13 protein-coding genes and 2 pseudogenes are annotated in these 17753 nt (G+C 41.8%); 14 read left to right on the top strand and 1 reads right to left on the bottom strand.

Annotated features, from left to right (window positions below; genetic code table 11):
- Positions 1-53 precede the first annotated feature (53 nt).
- From mgtA to AAY47_RS16085, 14 genes and pseudogenes are all read left to right on the top strand, one after another.
- Positions 54-2529 (top strand): annotated as a pseudogene (mgtA, locus tag AAY47_RS16150) (magnesium-translocating P-type ATPase); the annotation flags it as partial.
- 1560 nt (positions 2530-4089) lie between these two features.
- Positions 4090-4440, top strand: a complete 351-nt coding sequence (gene flhD / locus AAY47_RS16145) for a flagellar transcriptional regulator FlhD (protein WP_047771158.1) — start codon at positions 4090-4092, stop codon at positions 4438-4440.
- A gap of 2 nt (positions 4441-4442) precedes the next feature.
- A complete protein-coding gene (gene flhC, locus AAY47_RS16140) occupies positions 4443-5024 on the top strand; it encodes a flagellar transcriptional regulator FlhC (protein WP_047771157.1) in 582 nt (193 codons plus the stop codon).
- 134 nt (positions 5025-5158) lie between these two features.
- Positions 5159-6040: a flagellar motor stator protein MotA gene (gene motA, locus AAY47_RS16135; protein ID WP_047771156.1), complete on the top strand. Its 882-nt coding sequence runs from the start codon at positions 5159-5161 to the stop codon at positions 6038-6040.
- Positions 6041-6042: 2 nt separating this feature from the next.
- Positions 6043-7056 (top strand): flagellar motor protein MotB, encoded by a 1014-nt coding sequence (gene motB, locus AAY47_RS16130; protein ID WP_047771155.1) that lies wholly within the window; start codon positions 6043-6045, stop codon positions 7054-7056.
- Between the two features lie 6 nt (positions 7057-7062).
- Positions 7063-9297, top strand: a complete 2235-nt coding sequence (gene cheA / locus AAY47_RS16125) for a chemotaxis protein CheA (protein WP_047771154.1) — start codon at positions 7063-7065, stop codon at positions 9295-9297.
- A 4-nt stretch (positions 9298-9301) separates the two neighbouring features.
- Complete coding sequence (gene cheW, locus AAY47_RS16120; RefSeq protein WP_047771153.1) at positions 9302-9799, top strand: chemotaxis protein CheW; 498 nt, start codon at positions 9302-9304, stop codon at positions 9797-9799.
- Between the two features lie 178 nt (positions 9800-9977).
- Complete coding sequence (locus AAY47_RS16115; RefSeq protein WP_047771152.1) at positions 9978-11669, top strand: methyl-accepting chemotaxis protein; 1692 nt, start codon at positions 9978-9980, stop codon at positions 11667-11669.
- A 55-nt stretch (positions 11670-11724) separates the two neighbouring features.
- A complete protein-coding gene (locus AAY47_RS16110) occupies positions 11725-13356 on the top strand; it encodes a methyl-accepting chemotaxis protein (RefSeq protein ID WP_047771151.1) in 1632 nt (543 codons plus the stop codon).
- A gap of 6 nt (positions 13357-13362) precedes the next feature.
- Positions 13363-14250, top strand: a complete 888-nt coding sequence (gene cheR, locus AAY47_RS16105; protein ID WP_047771150.1) for a protein-glutamate O-methyltransferase CheR — start codon at positions 13363-13365, stop codon at positions 14248-14250.
- On the top strand, positions 14243-15295 hold the full coding sequence (locus AAY47_RS16100) for a protein-glutamate methylesterase/protein-glutamine glutaminase (protein ID WP_047771149.1): 1053 nt from the start codon (positions 14243-14245) through the stop codon (positions 15293-15295). The genes cheR and AAY47_RS16100 overlap by 8 nt, the downstream gene beginning before the upstream one ends.
- A gap of 80 nt (positions 15296-15375) precedes the next feature.
- Positions 15376-15765, top strand: a complete 390-nt coding sequence (gene cheY / locus AAY47_RS16095) for a chemotaxis response regulator CheY (protein WP_047771148.1) — start codon at positions 15376-15378, stop codon at positions 15763-15765.
- A 9-nt stretch (positions 15766-15774) separates the two neighbouring features.
- Positions 15775-16431, top strand: a complete 657-nt coding sequence (gene cheZ / locus AAY47_RS16090; protein ID WP_047771147.1) for a protein phosphatase CheZ — start codon at positions 15775-15777, stop codon at positions 16429-16431.
- Between the two features lie 64 nt (positions 16432-16495).
- The gene (locus tag AAY47_RS16085) at positions 16496-16708 is read left to right on the top strand and encodes a hypothetical protein (RefSeq protein WP_047771146.1); all 213 of its coding nucleotides are present in this window, start codon (positions 16496-16498) and stop codon (positions 16706-16708) included.
- Between the two features lie 168 nt (positions 16709-16876).
- Here AAY47_RS16085 and AAY47_RS16080 read toward each other — a convergent pair.
- A pseudogene (locus tag AAY47_RS16080) lies at positions 16877-17362 on the bottom strand (recombinase family protein); the annotation flags it as partial.
- Between the last annotated feature and the right edge of the window lie 391 nt (positions 17363-17753).

The raw sequence follows: 17753 nt of genomic DNA, 5'->3' as shown, positions 1-17753 counted from the left end.
ATGCCTACTATAGCAACTGACCGCCTTTTTCAGAAATTGCACTTATCATGCGAATCCAAGTATTGCTATTATTATCTGCTATCAGTTTTTGTACTGAATATTTGTTGCCCTCACTCAACGGAGAAGAAACAGAGCTTACGGGTGTCATTATTATTCTAATAATGGTTACATTAAGTGGATTACTTCGTTTTTGGCAGGAATATCGAACAAATAAGGCATCGGAAGCCTTGAAATCAATGGTGAATACAACAGCAACCGTTTTGAGACGCCCTTCTGATAAGACTAAATCATAGAAAAAAGAAATTCCAATCAAGCATCTGGTTCCGGGAGATATTGTTTATTTATCTGCCGAAGACATGATCCCAGCAGATCTGTACTTAACCGAATCCAGCGATTTATTTATTAGCCAGGCAATTTTGACGGGAGAAGCGATCCCTGTCGAAAAATATGACACGATGGCTTATGTGAGTGCCAAGACAGCCCGTTCTGATAATGTATCTGAAACAAAGTTACTTGAATTTTCTAATGTCTATTTAATGGGAACCAATGTAACCAGTGGTACTGCGACTGCGGTGGTTGTAGCGACAGGAAAGCAAACTTACTTTGGTTCACTGGCAAAATCTATCGTAGGAACACGAGCACAAACCGCATTTGATCACGGCGTTAATAGTGTTAGCTGGCTATTGATCCGTTTTATGTTGGTTATGGTGCCGATTGTATTGTTAATCAATGGATTAATAAAAGGAGATTGGTTTGATGCGGCGTTGTTTGCACTGGCGGTTGCTGTTGACTTAACAACTGAAATGCTGCCCATGATTGTCAGTTCCAATTTGGTAAAAGGGGCTATTGCTATGTCAAAGAAAAAGGTCATTGTCAAACGACTCAATGCAATCCGGAACTTTGGGGCAATGGACATATTATGTACGGACAAAACAGGATCGCTAACGCAAGATAAAATTATTCTCCAGCACTATTTAGATACAGAAGTTAGATACAGAAGGCAAGGAAGATTCTTCTATACTCCACTGGGCTTGGTTAAACAGTTTTCATCAAAGTGGCACCAAAAACGTAATGGATCAAGCCATTGTTAGGTATGGATGCGATAACTCAGACCTTAATTTCCTCCGTAGCTACAGAAAAATTGATGAGTTACCGTTTGATTTTGTTAGGCGTAGATTGTCAATTTCTATACAGAATTTGTCTAATAATTATCAATTAGTTTGTAAAGGAGCCGCAGAGGAAATGCTATCAGTTTGCTCCTATATAAGGATAAAAGAGAAAATTTTTTCTCTAACTGAAGAAAGCAGTAACAATGTAATGGAATTAGTTAGCAGTTATAACGAACAAGGTTTCAGAGTGTTAATCTTAGCGACTCGGAAGTTAAGTCACGATGAAGTGAAACATCCACTTTCTGTTACGGATGAAAAGGAGATGGCACTACAAGGGTTATTAACATTTTTAGATCCACCAAAAGAAAGTGCTGCAATGGCAATTGCAACATTAAGGGAAAATGGTGTTTTGATTAAGGTGCTTACCGGAGATAATCCTGTTGTTACGGCTAGAATTTGCCGAGATGTGGATTTAGATTCTGGAAATATTCTTATTGGCCCTGATATTGAACTCATGAGTGATGAAAACCTTTCAAAAGAAGTGGAATTAAGATCAGTCTTTTGTAAGTTAACCCCTCTGCAAAAATCACGCATTTTAAAATCATTGCAAAATAATGGACATACCGTTGGTTTTCTTGGTGATGGAATAAATGATGCGCCGGCATTACGGGATGCCGATGTTGGAATTTCAGTTGATACAAGGACGGATATCGCAAAAGAATCAGCCGATATCATCCTGCTTGAGAAGAATTTGATGGTTTTGGAAGAGGGGGGTAATTAAGGGAAGGGAAACGTTTGGGAATATCATCAAGTATTTAAATATGACAGCTAGTTCAAATTTTGGAAATGTATTTTCTGTATTAGTTGCCAGTGCATTTATTCCATTTTTACCGACGTTAGCCATTCATTTGCTTGTACAAAACCTAATGTACGATATTTCTCAACTGTCTTTACCGTGGGATAAAATGGATAAGGAGTTTCTGAAAAACCTCGTTAATGGGATGCAAAGAATATAGGGCGTTTTATGCTCTGGATTGGTCCTACGTCATCTATCTTCGACATCACGACTTACGCTGTGATGTGGTATGTATTTGCAGCTAACAGTATAGAACATCAAACATTATTTCAATCGGGGTAGTTTGTGGAAGGATTGCTATCACAGACCTTGGTTGTACATATGTTGCGCCCACAAAAAATTCCTTTTGTGCAAAGTACGGCAGCGCTCCCTGTTTTATTAACGACATTAATAATAATGGTACTTGGTGTTTACATTCCATTCTCTGCATTTGGTAACCTGATTGGGTTACATCCATTACCGTGGGAATATTTTCCATGGTTAATTGGGACATTAATAAGCTACTGTATCATTGCTCAAATGATGAAGCGGTTTTACATTCATCGATTTGGTGGATGGTTGTAAATAATTCTCATTAAATAATATCTTATTCTGTGTGGGTTAAGGGAGTAATTCATACGGAATATATAATATTATGACTCTCATCATGACGAATTTTTACAAATATTTAGAATAGGTCTTGATGTTATTCTTTAAAAACGAACTGCCTATCACAACACAAATGAATTTAAGGAAACAATAACGTTATATTTGCCTGTTATTTTTTTATTTGAAACCGACAAATTAATCTATCTATTATTATTTGTTTCCAAAATTAAATTGTATGAATTGCCTTTTTATATCTGTGTTTACATCTGGTTTTATTTGTTTTTATTCTAATTTTTTATTCGTCTTTTAATTAGGCTTTGTGTGATAATATGCTGTTGCCAAATTTGCATTTGGGAATGATTTTATATTTATATTCCTTGTTATTTAAGTAAATTAATTTTTGATCAATAAGCTATCTTGTTTGAGAATTTAACTGCTGATTTCCCCGCGTTGAAAAACCTTATGAAACATTTGTCATTCTTATCATTTTCGCTACGGATATGAAAATTATTGATTAATTTTTCTTATTTATTGTGCGTATAAGATGGCTAAAGAGGGGGAATAATCAACAAGGGACTCTGAGTGAAATTTATGTCACAAGCAGGCGGTATATGTATTAATTTTGTTTAGTAAAATTTATTTATTATAGTGGTAAAAAATATCCTTGACAGATTGCAGAGGGAATTGAATTTTGTTTAATTAGCAAAGCCTTGCTAGTTGAGTTTACAGGGGATGAAGATACAGATGTTTTTTTATTTCAATATCATACTGTATTTTATCTTATTTTTGTGATCTGTGTGATGTTTGCGCTCAAAGTGGGAGTGTGTGCATTTTTTATTCTGTTTGAAAATGGTACGAACATAAACTAAAAATGATCATACTGATAGCTTTTTAATAACTAGTATTCACATTTAATTAATAAATTTGGCATGACTATGATCTCAATCAAGTTATAGTGGAAGATGAGTGCCTGGCGACATTATCAAGAAGCAAATTTTATTATAATATTGTCAATTTAACTAAAGGAAAGATTTTTTATCGTTATTTTAGATTTATAAGTTTAATAGATCGTATAAAACAAAAAACGCTCCCTAATATTTTTATTTAAATAATTTAACTTATTAATTGTAGACTATTTCTCGTTTTTTTTTCTTGAATAGTTAATGAGCTAGAATCATAATAAAAAGTGCCAGTTTTGTGATCAGGATCACATAGTATTTAAAATGACATATATTCTCCGTTGTATAAGTTGATGATTCAGGAGTAAAGTTAATTAGCATTAAGAATATTCTTAATCAATTGTGGCAAGTGCATTACCCAGATGACGCAATAATACTTTTACAACCCATTACCGAAATATTTTAGAAATTGGGCGATCCCAAGAGTAATACAAAGGACAGTTACTGCTCTGGCTAAAGATGTATATTTCAGTTATGTCGGAGATTATTGAATCTCATGCTACTGGTAATTTTGTCGTGAGTGATTCTTTGATCACTTAATTTGATTTTTTCATGTAATCGGACGGGATATATAGAAATGAGTACGGTTGAATTGCTCAAACATATTTATGACATAAATTTATCGTATTTGCTTTTGGCACAACGGCTAATTAACCATGAGAAAGCATCTGCGATGTTCCGTTTAGGTATTAGTGAATCGATGGCTGATACGTTGGCCGAGCTGACATTGCCTCAGTTAGTAAAATTAGCTGAAACAAACCAACTGATTTGCCATTTTCGGTTTGAAGACCACGAAACCGTACAGCAGTTAACGAAAGAATCGCGGGTGGACGATCTGCAACAAATTCATACGGGTATCTTACTGTCTACTCATCTTTTTCAGCAGTTATCCGCCCGGGATGACACCTCAATCAAGAAAAGAGCGTAAAGATGGTTGAAAAAAGTATTGTTCAGGAAGCGAAAGATATTCAGCTGGCAATGGAACTCATCACTTTAGGCGCGCGATTGCAGATGCTTGAAAGTGAAACACAACTAAGTAGAGGCCGATTGATCCGGTTGTATAAAGAGCTGCGGGGAAGCCCTCCGCCTAAAGGGATGCTCCCCTTTTCGACGGATTGGTTTATGACTTGGGAACAGAATATTCATTCGTCAATGTTCTACAATGCTTACCGTTTTCTGTTGAAAAGTGGACATTGTGAAGGTGTAGAGGCTGTTGTCAAAGCTTATCGTTTATATCTTGAGCAATGTCCTCCGGCGAGTGAAGAAGCGCCGGTTCTGGCATTAACCAGAGCTTGGACATTGGTGCGTTTTGTTGACAGCGGGATGTTACAGCCAACACAATGTCGCTGCTGTGGTGGAACTTTTATCACACACGCTCACCAGCCGGTAAATAGCTTTGTTTGTAGTCTTTGCCAGCCCCCTTCACGGGCAGTAAAAAAACGTAAACTTTCCTCTCAACCTGCCGATACTAATTCACAACTGCTGGATGGATTTGCTCAGCAAGCTGTGTGAATTTAAATGGGAAAGTAAAATTCAGGTTACAGGTTTGATTATAAACTCTGTAACCTGTCGTCACACTCTTCTTCATTTATCGATTCTCCCTGTTCAAATCCCATCTGCTCACCAACTTAGCTAAAGGATATCGCGTGTTAGTACTTTTAGGATATATCGTGGTTTTTGGTGCGGTAATTGGTGGCTACCTACTTGTCGGTGGTCACATGGGCGCACTTTATCAGCCAGCGGAATTTTTGATTATTGCAGGTGCGGGAATCGGCGCTTTTATCGTGGGCAATAATGGCAAGGCGATAAAGGCAACACTGCGTGTTTTACCAAAAATATTACGTAGATCAAAATACAACAAAGCGATGTATATGGACCTTATGGCATTGCAGTTTCGTCTGTTATCCAAATCTCGCCAGAACGGGCTGCTGGCTTTGGAGCGAGATATTGAAAATCCACACCAAAGCGACATTTTCACCCAGTATCCTCGTTTGTTAAAAGATCAGTATTTGATGGATTTTATTACTGATTATATGCGCCTGATCATCAGCGGTAACATGAATCCTCATGAAATTGAAGCCTTGATGGATGAAGAAATTGAGACTTACGAACAAGAAAGTGAAGTACCTGCGACCAGTTTGGCATTAGTCGGGGATTCGCTGCCTGCATTCGGAATTGTTGCGGCTGTCATGGGGGTTGTTCACGCACTGGGAGCTGCGGATCGTCCGGCAGGAGAATTGGGCGCGTTGATCGCACATGCAATGGTGGGAACATTCCTTGGGATCTTATTGTCTTATGGTTTCGTTTCCCCTCTGGCAACACTCCTTCGTCAACGCAGCAGTGAGCAGGTTAAAATGATGCAATGCATCAAGGTGACACTGCTTTCCAGTTTGCATGGTTATGCACCACAAATTGCAGTTGAATTCGGTCGTAAAACGTTATTCCTCACAGATCGTCCTTCATTCACAGAACTGGAAGAACATGTTCGTCGGGTTAAATCCCCTGTACAACAAGAAGTTGAAGAATAATTATGAGAGCGAATAATGTTTCCGTCATCAGAATAAAAAAGCGTAAAAAACATGATGCGAGCCATGTCGGTGGGTCATGGAAGATTGCTTATGCTGATTTTATGACGGCAATGATGGCATTTTTTCTGGTTATGTGGTTGATATCGATAGCCAGTCCACAGGAATTAACCAGCATTGCTGAGTATTTCCGTACTCCTTTAAAGGTAGCGATTAATCAGGGACAGAAAAGCAGCGATAGCACCAACCCGATCCCCGGGGGAGGGGATGATGTCGTCCAACAAGATGGGGAAGTTTTCCGTCAATCTAATATAGTTGAAGCGAAAGAAGAAACTCGTCGCTTAAATCGATTACGCCAGCAACTTGATCAATTGATTATTACCGATCCTCGCCTTAAAGAGCTGCGTCCTCATCTATTGATTGACATGATGGAGGAAGGTTTACGTATTCAGATTATCGATCGAGAAAACCGCCCGATGTTCATGATTGGCAGTTCTAAAGTCGAAAATTATATGAGCGATATCTTGCGGGCAATTGCGCCGATCTTGAACGATATTCCGAACAAAATCAGTCTTTCTGGTCATACCGATAATTTACAGTATGCTAACGGTCAGTGGGGTTACAGTAACTGGGAGCTTTCTTCCGAGCGCGCCAATGCATCAAGGCGTGAATTGCTGATAGGGGGTCTGGATGGCACCAAAGTCCTGCGAGTTGTGGGTATGGCATCTACTGTTAGTATGCAGAAAGATATCGATCCTAATGCGCCGGTTAACCGTCGTATCAGCATTATTGTACTCAATAAAGATGCAGAAAAAAGGATTGAGCAGGAAAACAGTGGTGGTAACGCCCTGATCGCTAACAATAGTATGGATATGCAAGAAGTCATCAGAACGGATTCAAATGAGGGAGCGGCTGTTCAGCAATCCACCGAACAATCCCATGTGATCATAAAACATGAAATCGCAAAATCGGAACAGCTATCGGCTGAACCGCTGAGTGATAACAAGATGACAGAGTAAGTAACGATGGATATTACCGCGTTTTATCAGACTTTCTTTGATGAAGCAGATGAACTATTGGCTGATATGGAGCAGCATTTATTGCTACTCGATGCCGATGAACCTGATCATGAGCAGCTAAATGCAATATTTCGCAGCGCCCACTCCATTAAGGGGGGGGCTGCGACTTTTGGTTTTACCCGGCTGCAACAGACCACGCATGTTTTGGAAAATCTGCTCGATAGCGCCAGACGTGATGAAATACGTTTGACCATTGACATTATCAACCTGTTTTTAGAAGCGAAAGATATTATGCAGCAACAATTGGATGCCTATAAAAGTTCTCAGGAGCCGGATGAAGACACATTCAATTATATCTGCGAGACACTGCGTCAGCTTGCATTAGAACTACAGCAAGGGCAGCAGGAAAAAGAATTTTTTGCAGCAACACCTGAGATACAGACTGAACTTGTCACGGAAGCCGTTGTAAATGAAATTGAGGAAAAACAGACAGTAGCATCGGTTCAGTCCGAAGATAATCAGCCAGAAGAGAGGCATACTTCAGCAGACAAACCCAATCATGGACAGATCCGTGTTCATTTATCTGGATTGAAAGAACGCGAAGTCAGTTTAATGAAGGATGAATTGAGGCATCTTGGTGAGATTTATGATGTAGAACAGACTACCAACAGCCTTGAAGCCTCATTGATCACATCTGCGACAGAAGATGATATTACGGCTGTATTGTGTTTTGTGATTGAGCCTGAGCAAATCACTTTTTTACCAACAAATGAGCCTCAGTCAAAAGGTGCGGACACTGAAACAGAACAAGATGCAGGAGTAGTAAAAGGTGATGCTGTCGATGCCATAGTAAAAACGGATACGGTACAAACTGCGGCAGAAAATAGTACAACAGACAGCAATACAGCAAAAGATACGCCTACAACAAATACGATAATTACAAATAATCCACAGCCGGATGATGCTCCGAAAAAAACAGATGTACGTGAAGTTGGACGTCCGGCGCCACGCCCGGCAGCGGGATCGCCACGCCAACGTGCGGAATCATCCAGTATTCGTGTTGCCGTAGAAAAAGTTGATCAGCTTATCAATTTAGTAGGTGAATTGGTTATTACCCAATCTATGCTGGCCCAACATTGTAACGGTCTGGAACCGACCAAACACAGTGAATTGTTGAGCTGTATGGCCCAATTGCAGCGAAATTCCCGTGACTTGCAAGAATCTGTCATGTCAATTCGCATGATGCCGATGGAATACGTTTTTAGCCGTTATCCGCGTTTAGTACGGGATTTGGCTGGAAAACTCAATAAAAAAGTGGAATTGACACTCATTGGCAGTTCGACAGAACTGGATAAGAGTTTAATTGAACGGATTATCGATCCTCTCACCCACCTGGTACGTAACAGTCTTGATCATGGTATTGAAAGCCCGGAAAACCGGCTTGCAGCGGGTAAACCTGAAACGGGTAATTTGACTCTGGCGGCTGAACATCAAGGTGGAAATATCTGTATTGAAGTTATTGATGATGGTGCGGGCCTGAACCGTGAAAAGATCTTAGCAAAAGCACAATCTCAGGGCTTAAGCGTCAGTGAAAATATGAGTAACGAAGAAGTGGCTATGCTGATTTTTGCTCCCGGCTTCTCTACCGCAGAAGTAGTCACTGATGTTTCTGGTCGTGGTGTTGGCATGGATGTGGTCAAACGCAATATTCAGGATATGGGCGGGCAAATTCAGATTAACTTCCAGTCAGGAAAGGGCACTGTCATTCGCATTTTGCTGCCACTGACATTAGCGATACTGGATGGCATGTCGGTGAGAGTCAATGAGGAAGTTTTCATCCTGCCACTGAGTGCCGTAGTGAGTTCATTGCAACCACAAGAGGAAGATATTTATCCATTGGCGGGTGATGAAAAATTATTGCTGGTACGTGGGGAATATTTACCTCTGCTTGAACTGTATCGGATATTCGATATCCCTAATGGAATCACTGATCCAACGAAAGGCATTGCTGTTATTGTGCAGAGTGCCGGACGTCGTTATGCCTTGCTGGTGGATAAACTGGTGGGGCAACATCAAGTTGTTGTTAAAAATATTGAGAGCAATTACCGCAAAGTACCGGGTATTTCGGCGGCCACCATTATGGGGGATGGTAGCGTTGCGCTTATCATCGATATTCCTGCTTTGCAAAAACTTAACCACGAACAATTGGCACAGCGCAAAACGTTTCACACTAAAAGGTAACATCATGTCGGCCATAGAAGAATTAAATAAATTATCGGGGGAAACGACCGGAAAGGAATATCTGGTTTTCACCCTGGGTGATGAAGAGTATGGAATTGAGATATTAAAGGTGCAGGAAATTCGCGGCTATGACCAGGTTACCCGCATTGCAAATACACCTGCTTTTATAAAGGGGATTACGAACCTGCGTGGGGTGATTGTTCCTATCATCGATTTGAGGATCAAATTCTCACAGGAAGATGTCACCTATAACGACAACACTGTTGTGATTGTCCTGAATTTGCTTAACCGTGTTGTTGGGATTGTGGTTGATGGTGTGTCTGACGTGCTGTCCCTGAAAGATGATCAAATTTGTCCTGCGCCAGAATTTGCGGTTACTTTATCAACAGAGTATCTAACGGGGCTGGGTTCGATTGATGAACGGATGCTGATTCTGGTTGATATCGAAAAGCTTCTCAATAGTGAAGAAATGGCATTGGTTGATTCAGTCGCTAAAAGTTGATGTAAAGATTGATGTTTTGGGGCTACTGCAATAAAAAACAGCTGCCCCTTTGTTTTAGATCAAAAAAATACCGTAAAAAATCAATTTTTAGAATTATACGTAAAGTTCCCTTTTAATGTGCCGATAACTATCTGTAATTCCAAAAATCGGCATAGAAATTTAGTAAAAAAGGGAAGTTATGTTTAACCGAATGAAAATAGTGACGGGATTAATCTCAGTCATCATATTGTTTGGTGCTTTGCAACTTATCTCCGGGGGATTGTTCTTCAAAGGGTTGAAGAATGATATAAAAGCCTTTGATTTAATAGATAAAATGCGAGAGCAGCAAATCTATTTGGATGAGAGCTGGGTTAACCTGCTGCAAGCCCGCAATAACCTTAACCGTGTTGGCATCATGTACATGATGAAAAATCGCGGTGTTGAAGGTAGTTATAAAATTGATGGTGCTCTGGCAGAAGCCAAGGCTAATATTGCCCGTGCTGAACGGCTCTTCGAGAAATATGAACAGACTGAAAAACTGTCTTTTTATGACCAAGCACATCTTCAACGTCTAAAACAGACTCACAATGACTATCTTAATGCGCTGAAAGAGTTAGATAACATGCTAGCGCATGACAAATTTGAAGCGTTTTTTCTCCATAAAACGACAGATTATCAGAACGCGTTTAATGTGGAATTTAACTTTTATCTCTCTCAAAGCACAAAATTTTATGACCAGGTGGCAGAAGAAGCTGACCAAACTTACAGCAATATCGTTGCTTCATTGATCTTTGTGATGGCGCTGCTGGTTGTAGTCATGGGAATAAGCTGGATTGGCTTACGTAAGACATTGATCGATCCGCTACACAAGCTGCTGGATAATATCAGGGCCTTCTCAAGAGGGGACTTGACTCAGGCGATCACGGTAACTGGCAATAATGAAATGGGCATGTTAGCCGTTGGCTTGAGACACATGCAGGAAGAATTGATCAATACGGTCAGAAGTGTTCATCAAAGTACCGAAACCATTTATACCGGCACCAGCGAAATTGCCGCAGGCAACAACGATCTTTCTTCCCGTACTGAACAGCAAGTGGCTTCGTTAGAAGAAACGGCGGCCAGTATGGAACAGTTGACTGCGACAGTAAAACAGAATGCTGATAATGCCCGTCAAGCCAGTAACTTGGCTGACAACGCCTCTGAGATCGCCCGTCAGGGCGGTAAAGTGGTGGCCAATGTTGTTCAGACCATGCATGAGATCGCGGACAGTTCTCGCAAGATCTCTGATATCACTGGCGTCATTGATGCCATTGCTTTCCAAACCAATATTCTCGCCCTTAACGCTGCCGTGGAAGCTGCCCGTGCCGGTGAACATGGCCGTGGTTTTGCCGTGGTTGCTGGTGAAGTGCGCAATCTGGCACAGCGCAGTGCAGAAGCGGCTAAAGAGATCAAAGCGTTAATCGAAGACTCGGTAAATCGCACAGATACGGGTTCTATACAGGTAGAAAGTGCGGGCGAAACCATGAACAAAATTGTCGATTCTGTTACCCGTGTGACTGACATTATGGGCGAAATTGCATCGGCTTCTGATGAACAAAGTCGGGGGATCACACAAGTCGGTGTTGCTATTTCCGAAATGGACAGAGTTACACAGCAAAATGCGTCATTGGTTGAGCAATCCGCCGCCGCCGCCGCCGCATTGGAAGAACAAGCCAGGATATTGACCAAAGCAGTTGCGATGTTCCAGTTAACGGAGCAGGCAGAAAGGAAGCAGCCTGAAAAAAGAAAACATGAAGTTTTATCGATGACTCCTCCAGCTAATAAAACGAATCCTCCCATGCTGAAAAAAGACAGTAATGCGGAAGACCCCTCTAATTGGGAAACATTCTAAAAAATAATAGCGATAACCACGGCTGCATAATGCAGCCGTTAAACGAGGTGATTACATGTTAGGCAAGCTTCGCATATCAACCAGTTTATATCTGTTACTGATGATGTTTTGTGTTATGCAAATTATTTCGAGTGGTTTGTCTCTGGGAATAATTCATACAGACCAGACATATATCGAAAGAATTGATCTGGGTACTCAGCGGAGAGATACCCTTGGATTGAGTTGGTCGGCATTGTTGCAAACGCGTAATACTTTGAACAAAATCGCAATAGCCCAGAGAGTGGGGCAGCCACAAACGCAGATAGAGACAATGGAGGCGTTACTCAAAGGCTCAATGAATGACGCAGACCGGAATTTTGCCAAATTCAGTTCACTGCCCCGGATGGAACAAACTGATCATGGCGCCGCTTTATTAACTGCGGTTGAACATTCTTATCAAGAATATATCAACGCATTAAAAGAGCTAAAAACTTATCTGTATGAAGGTAATTTTCAGGCCTTCCTTGATCAACCTACAGAAGATTACCAGCGTAAAATGGAAATTGCATTTAACAATTACATGCAATTTCTCGGCGCGAACATTAACTCAGCAGTTTCTGAGGGAAAATTTTACTACAAAGTATCCATTGCCATGTTTTTTGGTGCCGTCTTGATGGTATTTATTGTTTCAGTCGCCGCTAATTGGTGGATGAAACGTAACCTGCTCAGACCGTTTTCGAATATGAGAACTTGTTTCCAGGATGTAGCGCAAGGGCGTTTGGATAAGGAAATTGCCGTGTTCACCGATGATGAGATTGGTGATATCTTCCGCAAACTGCGGGACATGCAGGCATCATTAGTCAAATCCATTGCTGCTGTGCGTGAGAATACCAACCAGATGTACTCTGGCATTCAAGAGATCTCTCAGGGTAATACGGACTTATCTTCACGTACAGAGCAACAGGCCGCATCATTAGAAGAAACGGCTGCCAGTATGGAAGAGTTGACGGTTACCGTGAAACAGAACGCAGAAAATGCACGTCAAGCCAGCGAACTGGCAACATCTGCTTCTCAGACCGCTTCAAAAGGTGGTGAGTTGACCACAAGTGTCGTGGCAACTATGGATGAAATTGCCAAAAGTTCAAAGAAAATCAGCGCCATTATCAGTGTTATTGATGGCATTGCTTTCCAGACCAATATCTTGGCGCTGAATGCTGCCGTTGAAGCGGCACGTGCCGGCGAACAGGGACGCGGATTCTCTGTCGTCGCCGGTGAAGTACGTGACTTGGCACAACGTAGCGCCGAAGCGGCGAAAGAAATCAAAACCTTAATTGATGAATCTGTCCATCGTGTTAACCAGGGTTCAGAATTGGTGAATAATGCGGGACAAACGATGGATGAGCTGGTTAGGTCGGTGAACCAGGTAACTGATTTAATGGCTGAAATTGCTGCTGCCTCTGATGAACAGAGCCGTGGCATTCATCAAGTTGCTCAAGCCGTCAGTCAGATGGATCAAGTCACCCAGCAAAATGCTGCATTGGTGGAACAGTCTGCCGCTGCCGCCGCTGCCCTTGAAGACAAGGCGGACATGTTGGTAAAAACTGTTGCGCAATTTGAACTGCCCGACAATTTGGAAGATGAGTACGATCATCAAGCGACCGCTACATCAAACATGACTGATGAGCATGTTGTAAATCAACTACGCTGAGGTCAGATGAAAGCCAATTCAATAGCTTCAGATACTGAAGCTACTGCACCGCTGAACTTTATGCTTCAGCGACATGCTTTGTCGGATGCGCAATTTGGGCGCATCTGCCAGTTTATCTATCAAAGGGCTGGCATAGTACTGGCAAAAAGTAAACGTGAGATGGTATACAACCGTTTAGTCAGACGGCTTCGTGTATTAGGACTTAATGATTTTGGTCAATATATGTCAATTCTGGAGCAAGACAGTCACAGCAAAGAATGGGAATCTTTTATTAATGCATTGACCACCAATCTCACTGCATTTTTCAGGGAAGTTCATCATTTTCCTATTCTGGCCGCTCATGCCAGCGGGAAAAATGGCGGAACATACCGTGTTTGGAGTGCTGCCACTTCAACCGGGGAGGAGCCATATTCTATTGCAATGACTTTGTGTGATGCTCTGGGGCATCGGTCAAATCGGATAAAAATTATTGGCAGCGATATTGATACCAGTGTGCTGGAAAAAGCCAGGCAGGGTATTTATCGACTGGAAGAATTACAGTATCTGAGTGAAAGCCAAAAGAAAAAATATTTTTTCAAAGGGGTTGGACGCTTTGAAGGATATGCACGGGTTCGTCCTTTACTGGCTGAAATGGTGAGTTTTCAGCATTTGAACCTATTGGATTCTGATTGGGCACTCGAAGGTAAATTTGATGCGATATTCTGCCGTAATGTTATGATTTATTTTGACAAAAAGACACAGGAAAGGATCTTGCGCCGTTTTGTCACTTTCTTAAAACCGGATGGTTTGCTCTTTGCAGGGCATTCCGAAAACGTCACTCAAATCAGCCGAGAGTTCTACTTGCAAGGACATACCGTTTACGGGGTCAATCGGGCAAGGAGGGGTCATGAATAAAATAACTGTTCTTTGTGTGGATGATTCGGCGTTAATGCGTCAAATCATGCGGGAAATTATCAATAGTCACCCTGATATGGAAGTTGTGGATTGTGCGCCGGATCCATTCGTTGCCCGTGATTTAATCAAAAAGCACAACCCGCAGGTATTAACACTGGATGTTGAAATGCCACGTATGGATGGCATTGATTTTTTAGAAAAATTAATGCGGTTACGTCCTATGCCTGTTGTGATGGTTTCTTCTCTGACTGCAAAAGGTTCGGAAATTACATTAAAGGCACTGGAACTGGGGGCTGTGGACTTTGTGACTAAGCCACAATTGGGTATCCGTGAAGGTATGTTAGCTTATAGCGAACTGATTGCCGAAAAAATCCGTGCCGCCGCCCAGGCTAAAATCAGTCCTGTGGAACCGATATCTATAAGTACTGCACCACTGAATTTCAAACCACTATTATCCAGTGAAAAACTCATCGCAGTAGGGGCATCGACAGGAGGAACAGAAGCAATCAAAAACCTGCTGCAACCTCTGCCGATCACCAGTCCGGCTTTATTAATTACTCAACATATGCCTCCGGGTTTTACCCGTTCTTTTGCACAACGACTTAATAAACTGAGTCAGATCACGGTAAAAGAAGCTGAGGATGGGGAACGTGTCCTGCCGGGACATGCCTACATTGCACCTGGCGATCGTCATATGGAACTTTGCCGCAGTGGTGCCAATTATCAAATCATGATAACGCATACCCAGCCAGTTAATCGCCATCGTCCTTCTGTTGATGTTCTCTTTCGTTCCGTTGCTAAATCTGCCGGGCGCAATGCGGTAGGCGTTATTTTAACTGGCATGGGTAATGATGGCGCGGCGGGCCTGCTGGAAATGAAGCAGGCAGGGGCTTACACATTGGCCCAAAGCGAAAAAAGTTGTGTCGTATTTGGCATGCCACGTGCCGCGATCCAGTTAGGGGCGGTAGATGAAATCATGGATTTGCAAAAAATCAGTAAAACGATGCTGGCCAAAATCAGTGCGGGGCAATCGGTTCGTATTTAGTCGTTGTATTTGGTAGTTGTATTTGATGTTAATTTTTGCAGCGCTGTGCTGCTGGATAAGTGAAATTCCAAGGAGTTTTTATGGCAAGTAAGGATCTGAGATTTTTGGTCGTCGATGATTTTTCAACTATGCGTCGAATTGTGCGTAATCTACTGAAAGAGTTGGGGTTCAACAATGTAGATGAAGCACAGGATGGGGCAGAAGCGTTGACTAAACTCCGCACTGCCGAATTTGATTTTGTGATTTCTGACTGGAACATGCCAAATATTGATGGCCTTGAGTTGTTGAAAACGATTCGCAATGAAGAAAAGCTGGCCGCTTTACCTGTCCTGATGGTAACGGCGGAGGCAAAAAAAGAGAACATTATTGCAGCAGCACAAGCCGGCGCTAGCGGTTATGTTGTGAAACCGTTTACTGCGGCTATTTTGGAAGAGAAACTCAATAAAATATTTGAAAAATTAGGGCTCTAAGGAGACAAAATGAGTGAAAATCCAGTCATGCCGAGAAGTGAGGCGATTTCAACCAGTGAAATAATCAGCCGGATTGGGCAGTTAACCAGAATGCTGCGCGATAGTTTACGTGAGCTGGGATTGGATCAAACTATCGCTCAGGCGGCTGAAGCGATCCCAGATGCGAGAGAGCGATTAAATTACGTTGTTCAAATGACAGCACAAGCGGCTGAAAGGGTGTTGAACTGCGTTGAAGTCGCACAGCCTCGTCAGAACGAATTGGAATCGTCTGCAAAAGCCTTGAGCCAACGTTGGGATGAATGGTTTGCAAATCCGAAAAATTTAGCGCTGCCCGATGCCCGCTCACTGGTAACGGACACGAGAAACTATCTGAATCTCGTCCCTGATCATACTTCATTTACCAACACCCAATTGCTTGAGATTATGATGGCGCAAGACTTTCAGGATCTGACCGGGCAGGTAATTAAACGGATGATGGAAGTTATTCAGGAGCTGGAAAAACAGTTGGTTATGGTATTAATGGAAAATATGCCTTCTGACCAGATGGCTAAAGCGAAAAAAGAGAACGATAGTCTTCTTAACGGCCCTCAGGTTAACCAGAATGGTGCTGGCGTTATTACCAATCAGGAACAGGTTGATGATTTGTTGGATAGTTTAGGTTTTTGATAACGCGTGTCATTGTTTTAACAACGAACAGAACTTTATATTTTGGTGCGCTTGGGTGAGCCGGATGGCTGGCCCAAACGCCTGCTCCGATGGCATTAATTCAGGTTATGCAGAGGAAAGCATTGTGGCGTTGATTGATAAAGTCATTAAGTTAAAAGATTCATTGGTTTCTTACCGTCAGGAATTGCCAGAAAATCCGCAAAATAACAAAAAACCAATTGTCTATTGTATTGGGATTAACCATAGACATAAAAGCGTATCTTACTCAAATAGATAAAGACACACTGGTTATTGGATTAAACAGTGATACATTGATCCAGCCTTATCTGGTACGTGAAGTTCATAAAAACATTAACAACAGTACATATAAAGCTATTAACAGTGGTCACGCAGTACACATTGAAAAACCCACAGAGTGGGTGAGTTTGATAAAAGATTTTATAAGCTAATTCATCATCTTACCTACAGGTAAATACTTATAAATTGTTGACAACGAGACATTGTAAATAATCGACAACTGCTTCCGGCTGTGCCCTTTATTGAGTAATCTGGCGGCTTGTTGTCGATTTTCCTCGGTAAATACCACCGGTCGTCCACCAATTCGCCCCTGTTCCCGTGCTGCGGCTAGACCTGCATTGGTTCTTTCCACAATCAGTTCACGTTCCATTTCTGCCAGTGCACTCATCACATGGAAGAAAAACCGTCCCATTGCTGTACTGGTATCAATACTGTCGGTCAGGCTTTGAAAGTGAATACCACGTTCATGCAATTCTGAAATCAGTGTGACCAGATTCTTCACACTACGCCCTAATCTATCCAACTTCCAAACCACCAGCGTATCGCCAGACTTGAGATGCTTTAAGGCACGTTTTAACCCCGGACGATTAGCCGTCTTCCCGCTGATCTTGTCTTCAAAGATCAGCTCACAGTGAATGCCAGGGTGCGAGCATACTTTTTTAGAACCGATTGAATCACAAGTCGTAACATGATCTAATTAACGTTATTTCTCTTTCGAATGCTTGTCCATGAACCCAAATCAGTCACGGCTTGAATACTTATCTGTTGTCAAAGAAACCCGCTCTGATATCAATCGCTAATATGATCCTGCCGCGATCACTATAACTGTCTGACTTCACCAATAAACAATCAATCTCTTGATTCACTAGGAAAACAGTTTCCTGTAGCAGGAATAGCAGAACGGTACGCCGTTAATCCATTCATACATGCAGGTACTCCTGCATAAATCGCCATCTGTATGACCAGGGCGCGAGCATACTTTGATTAATCCTCAGCCAAAGAAAACCTGTGCACGATAATCATCA

This window comes from Xenorhabdus griffiniae, assembly GCF_001028135.1.
Taxonomy (GTDB): domain Bacteria; phylum Pseudomonadota; class Gammaproteobacteria; order Enterobacterales; family Enterobacteriaceae; genus Xenorhabdus; species Xenorhabdus bakwenae.
This window is presented reverse-complemented; position numbering and strand designations above follow the sequence as displayed.

Excerpts from the sequence above, each read along its gene's own strand:
- cheR (WP_047771150.1), top strand. The coding sequence starts at position 13,363 with ATGAAAGCCAATTCAATAGCTTCAGATACTGAAGCTACTGCACCGCTG.
- cheY (WP_047771148.1), top strand. The coding sequence starts at position 15,376 with ATGGCAAGTAAGGATCTGAGATTTTTGGTCGTCGATGATTTTTCAACT.
- AAY47_RS16085 (WP_047771146.1), top strand. The coding sequence starts at position 16,496 with ATGGCTGGCCCAAACGCCTGCTCCGATGGCATTAATTCAGGTTATGCA.
- motB (WP_047771155.1), top strand. The coding sequence starts at position 6,043 with ATGAGAGCGAATAATGTTTCCGTCATCAGAATAAAAAAGCGTAAAAAA.
- cheA (WP_047771154.1), top strand. The coding sequence starts at position 7,063 with ATGGATATTACCGCGTTTTATCAGACTTTCTTTGATGAAGCAGATGAA.
- AAY47_RS16110 (WP_047771151.1), top strand. The coding sequence starts at position 11,725 with ATGTTAGGCAAGCTTCGCATATCAACCAGTTTATATCTGTTACTGATG.
- AAY47_RS16115 (WP_047771152.1), top strand. The coding sequence starts at position 9,978 with ATGTTTAACCGAATGAAAATAGTGACGGGATTAATCTCAGTCATCATA.
- flhD (WP_047771158.1), top strand. The coding sequence starts at position 4,090 with ATGAGTACGGTTGAATTGCTCAAACATATTTATGACATAAATTTATCG.
- AAY47_RS16100 (WP_047771149.1), top strand. The coding sequence starts at position 14,243 with ATGAATAAAATAACTGTTCTTTGTGTGGATGATTCGGCGTTAATGCGT.
- cheZ (WP_047771147.1), top strand. The coding sequence starts at position 15,775 with ATGAGTGAAAATCCAGTCATGCCGAGAAGTGAGGCGATTTCAACCAGT.
- cheW (WP_047771153.1), top strand. The coding sequence starts at position 9,302 with ATGTCGGCCATAGAAGAATTAAATAAATTATCGGGGGAAACGACCGGA.
- flhC (WP_047771157.1), top strand. The coding sequence starts at position 4,443 with ATGGTTGAAAAAAGTATTGTTCAGGAAGCGAAAGATATTCAGCTGGCA.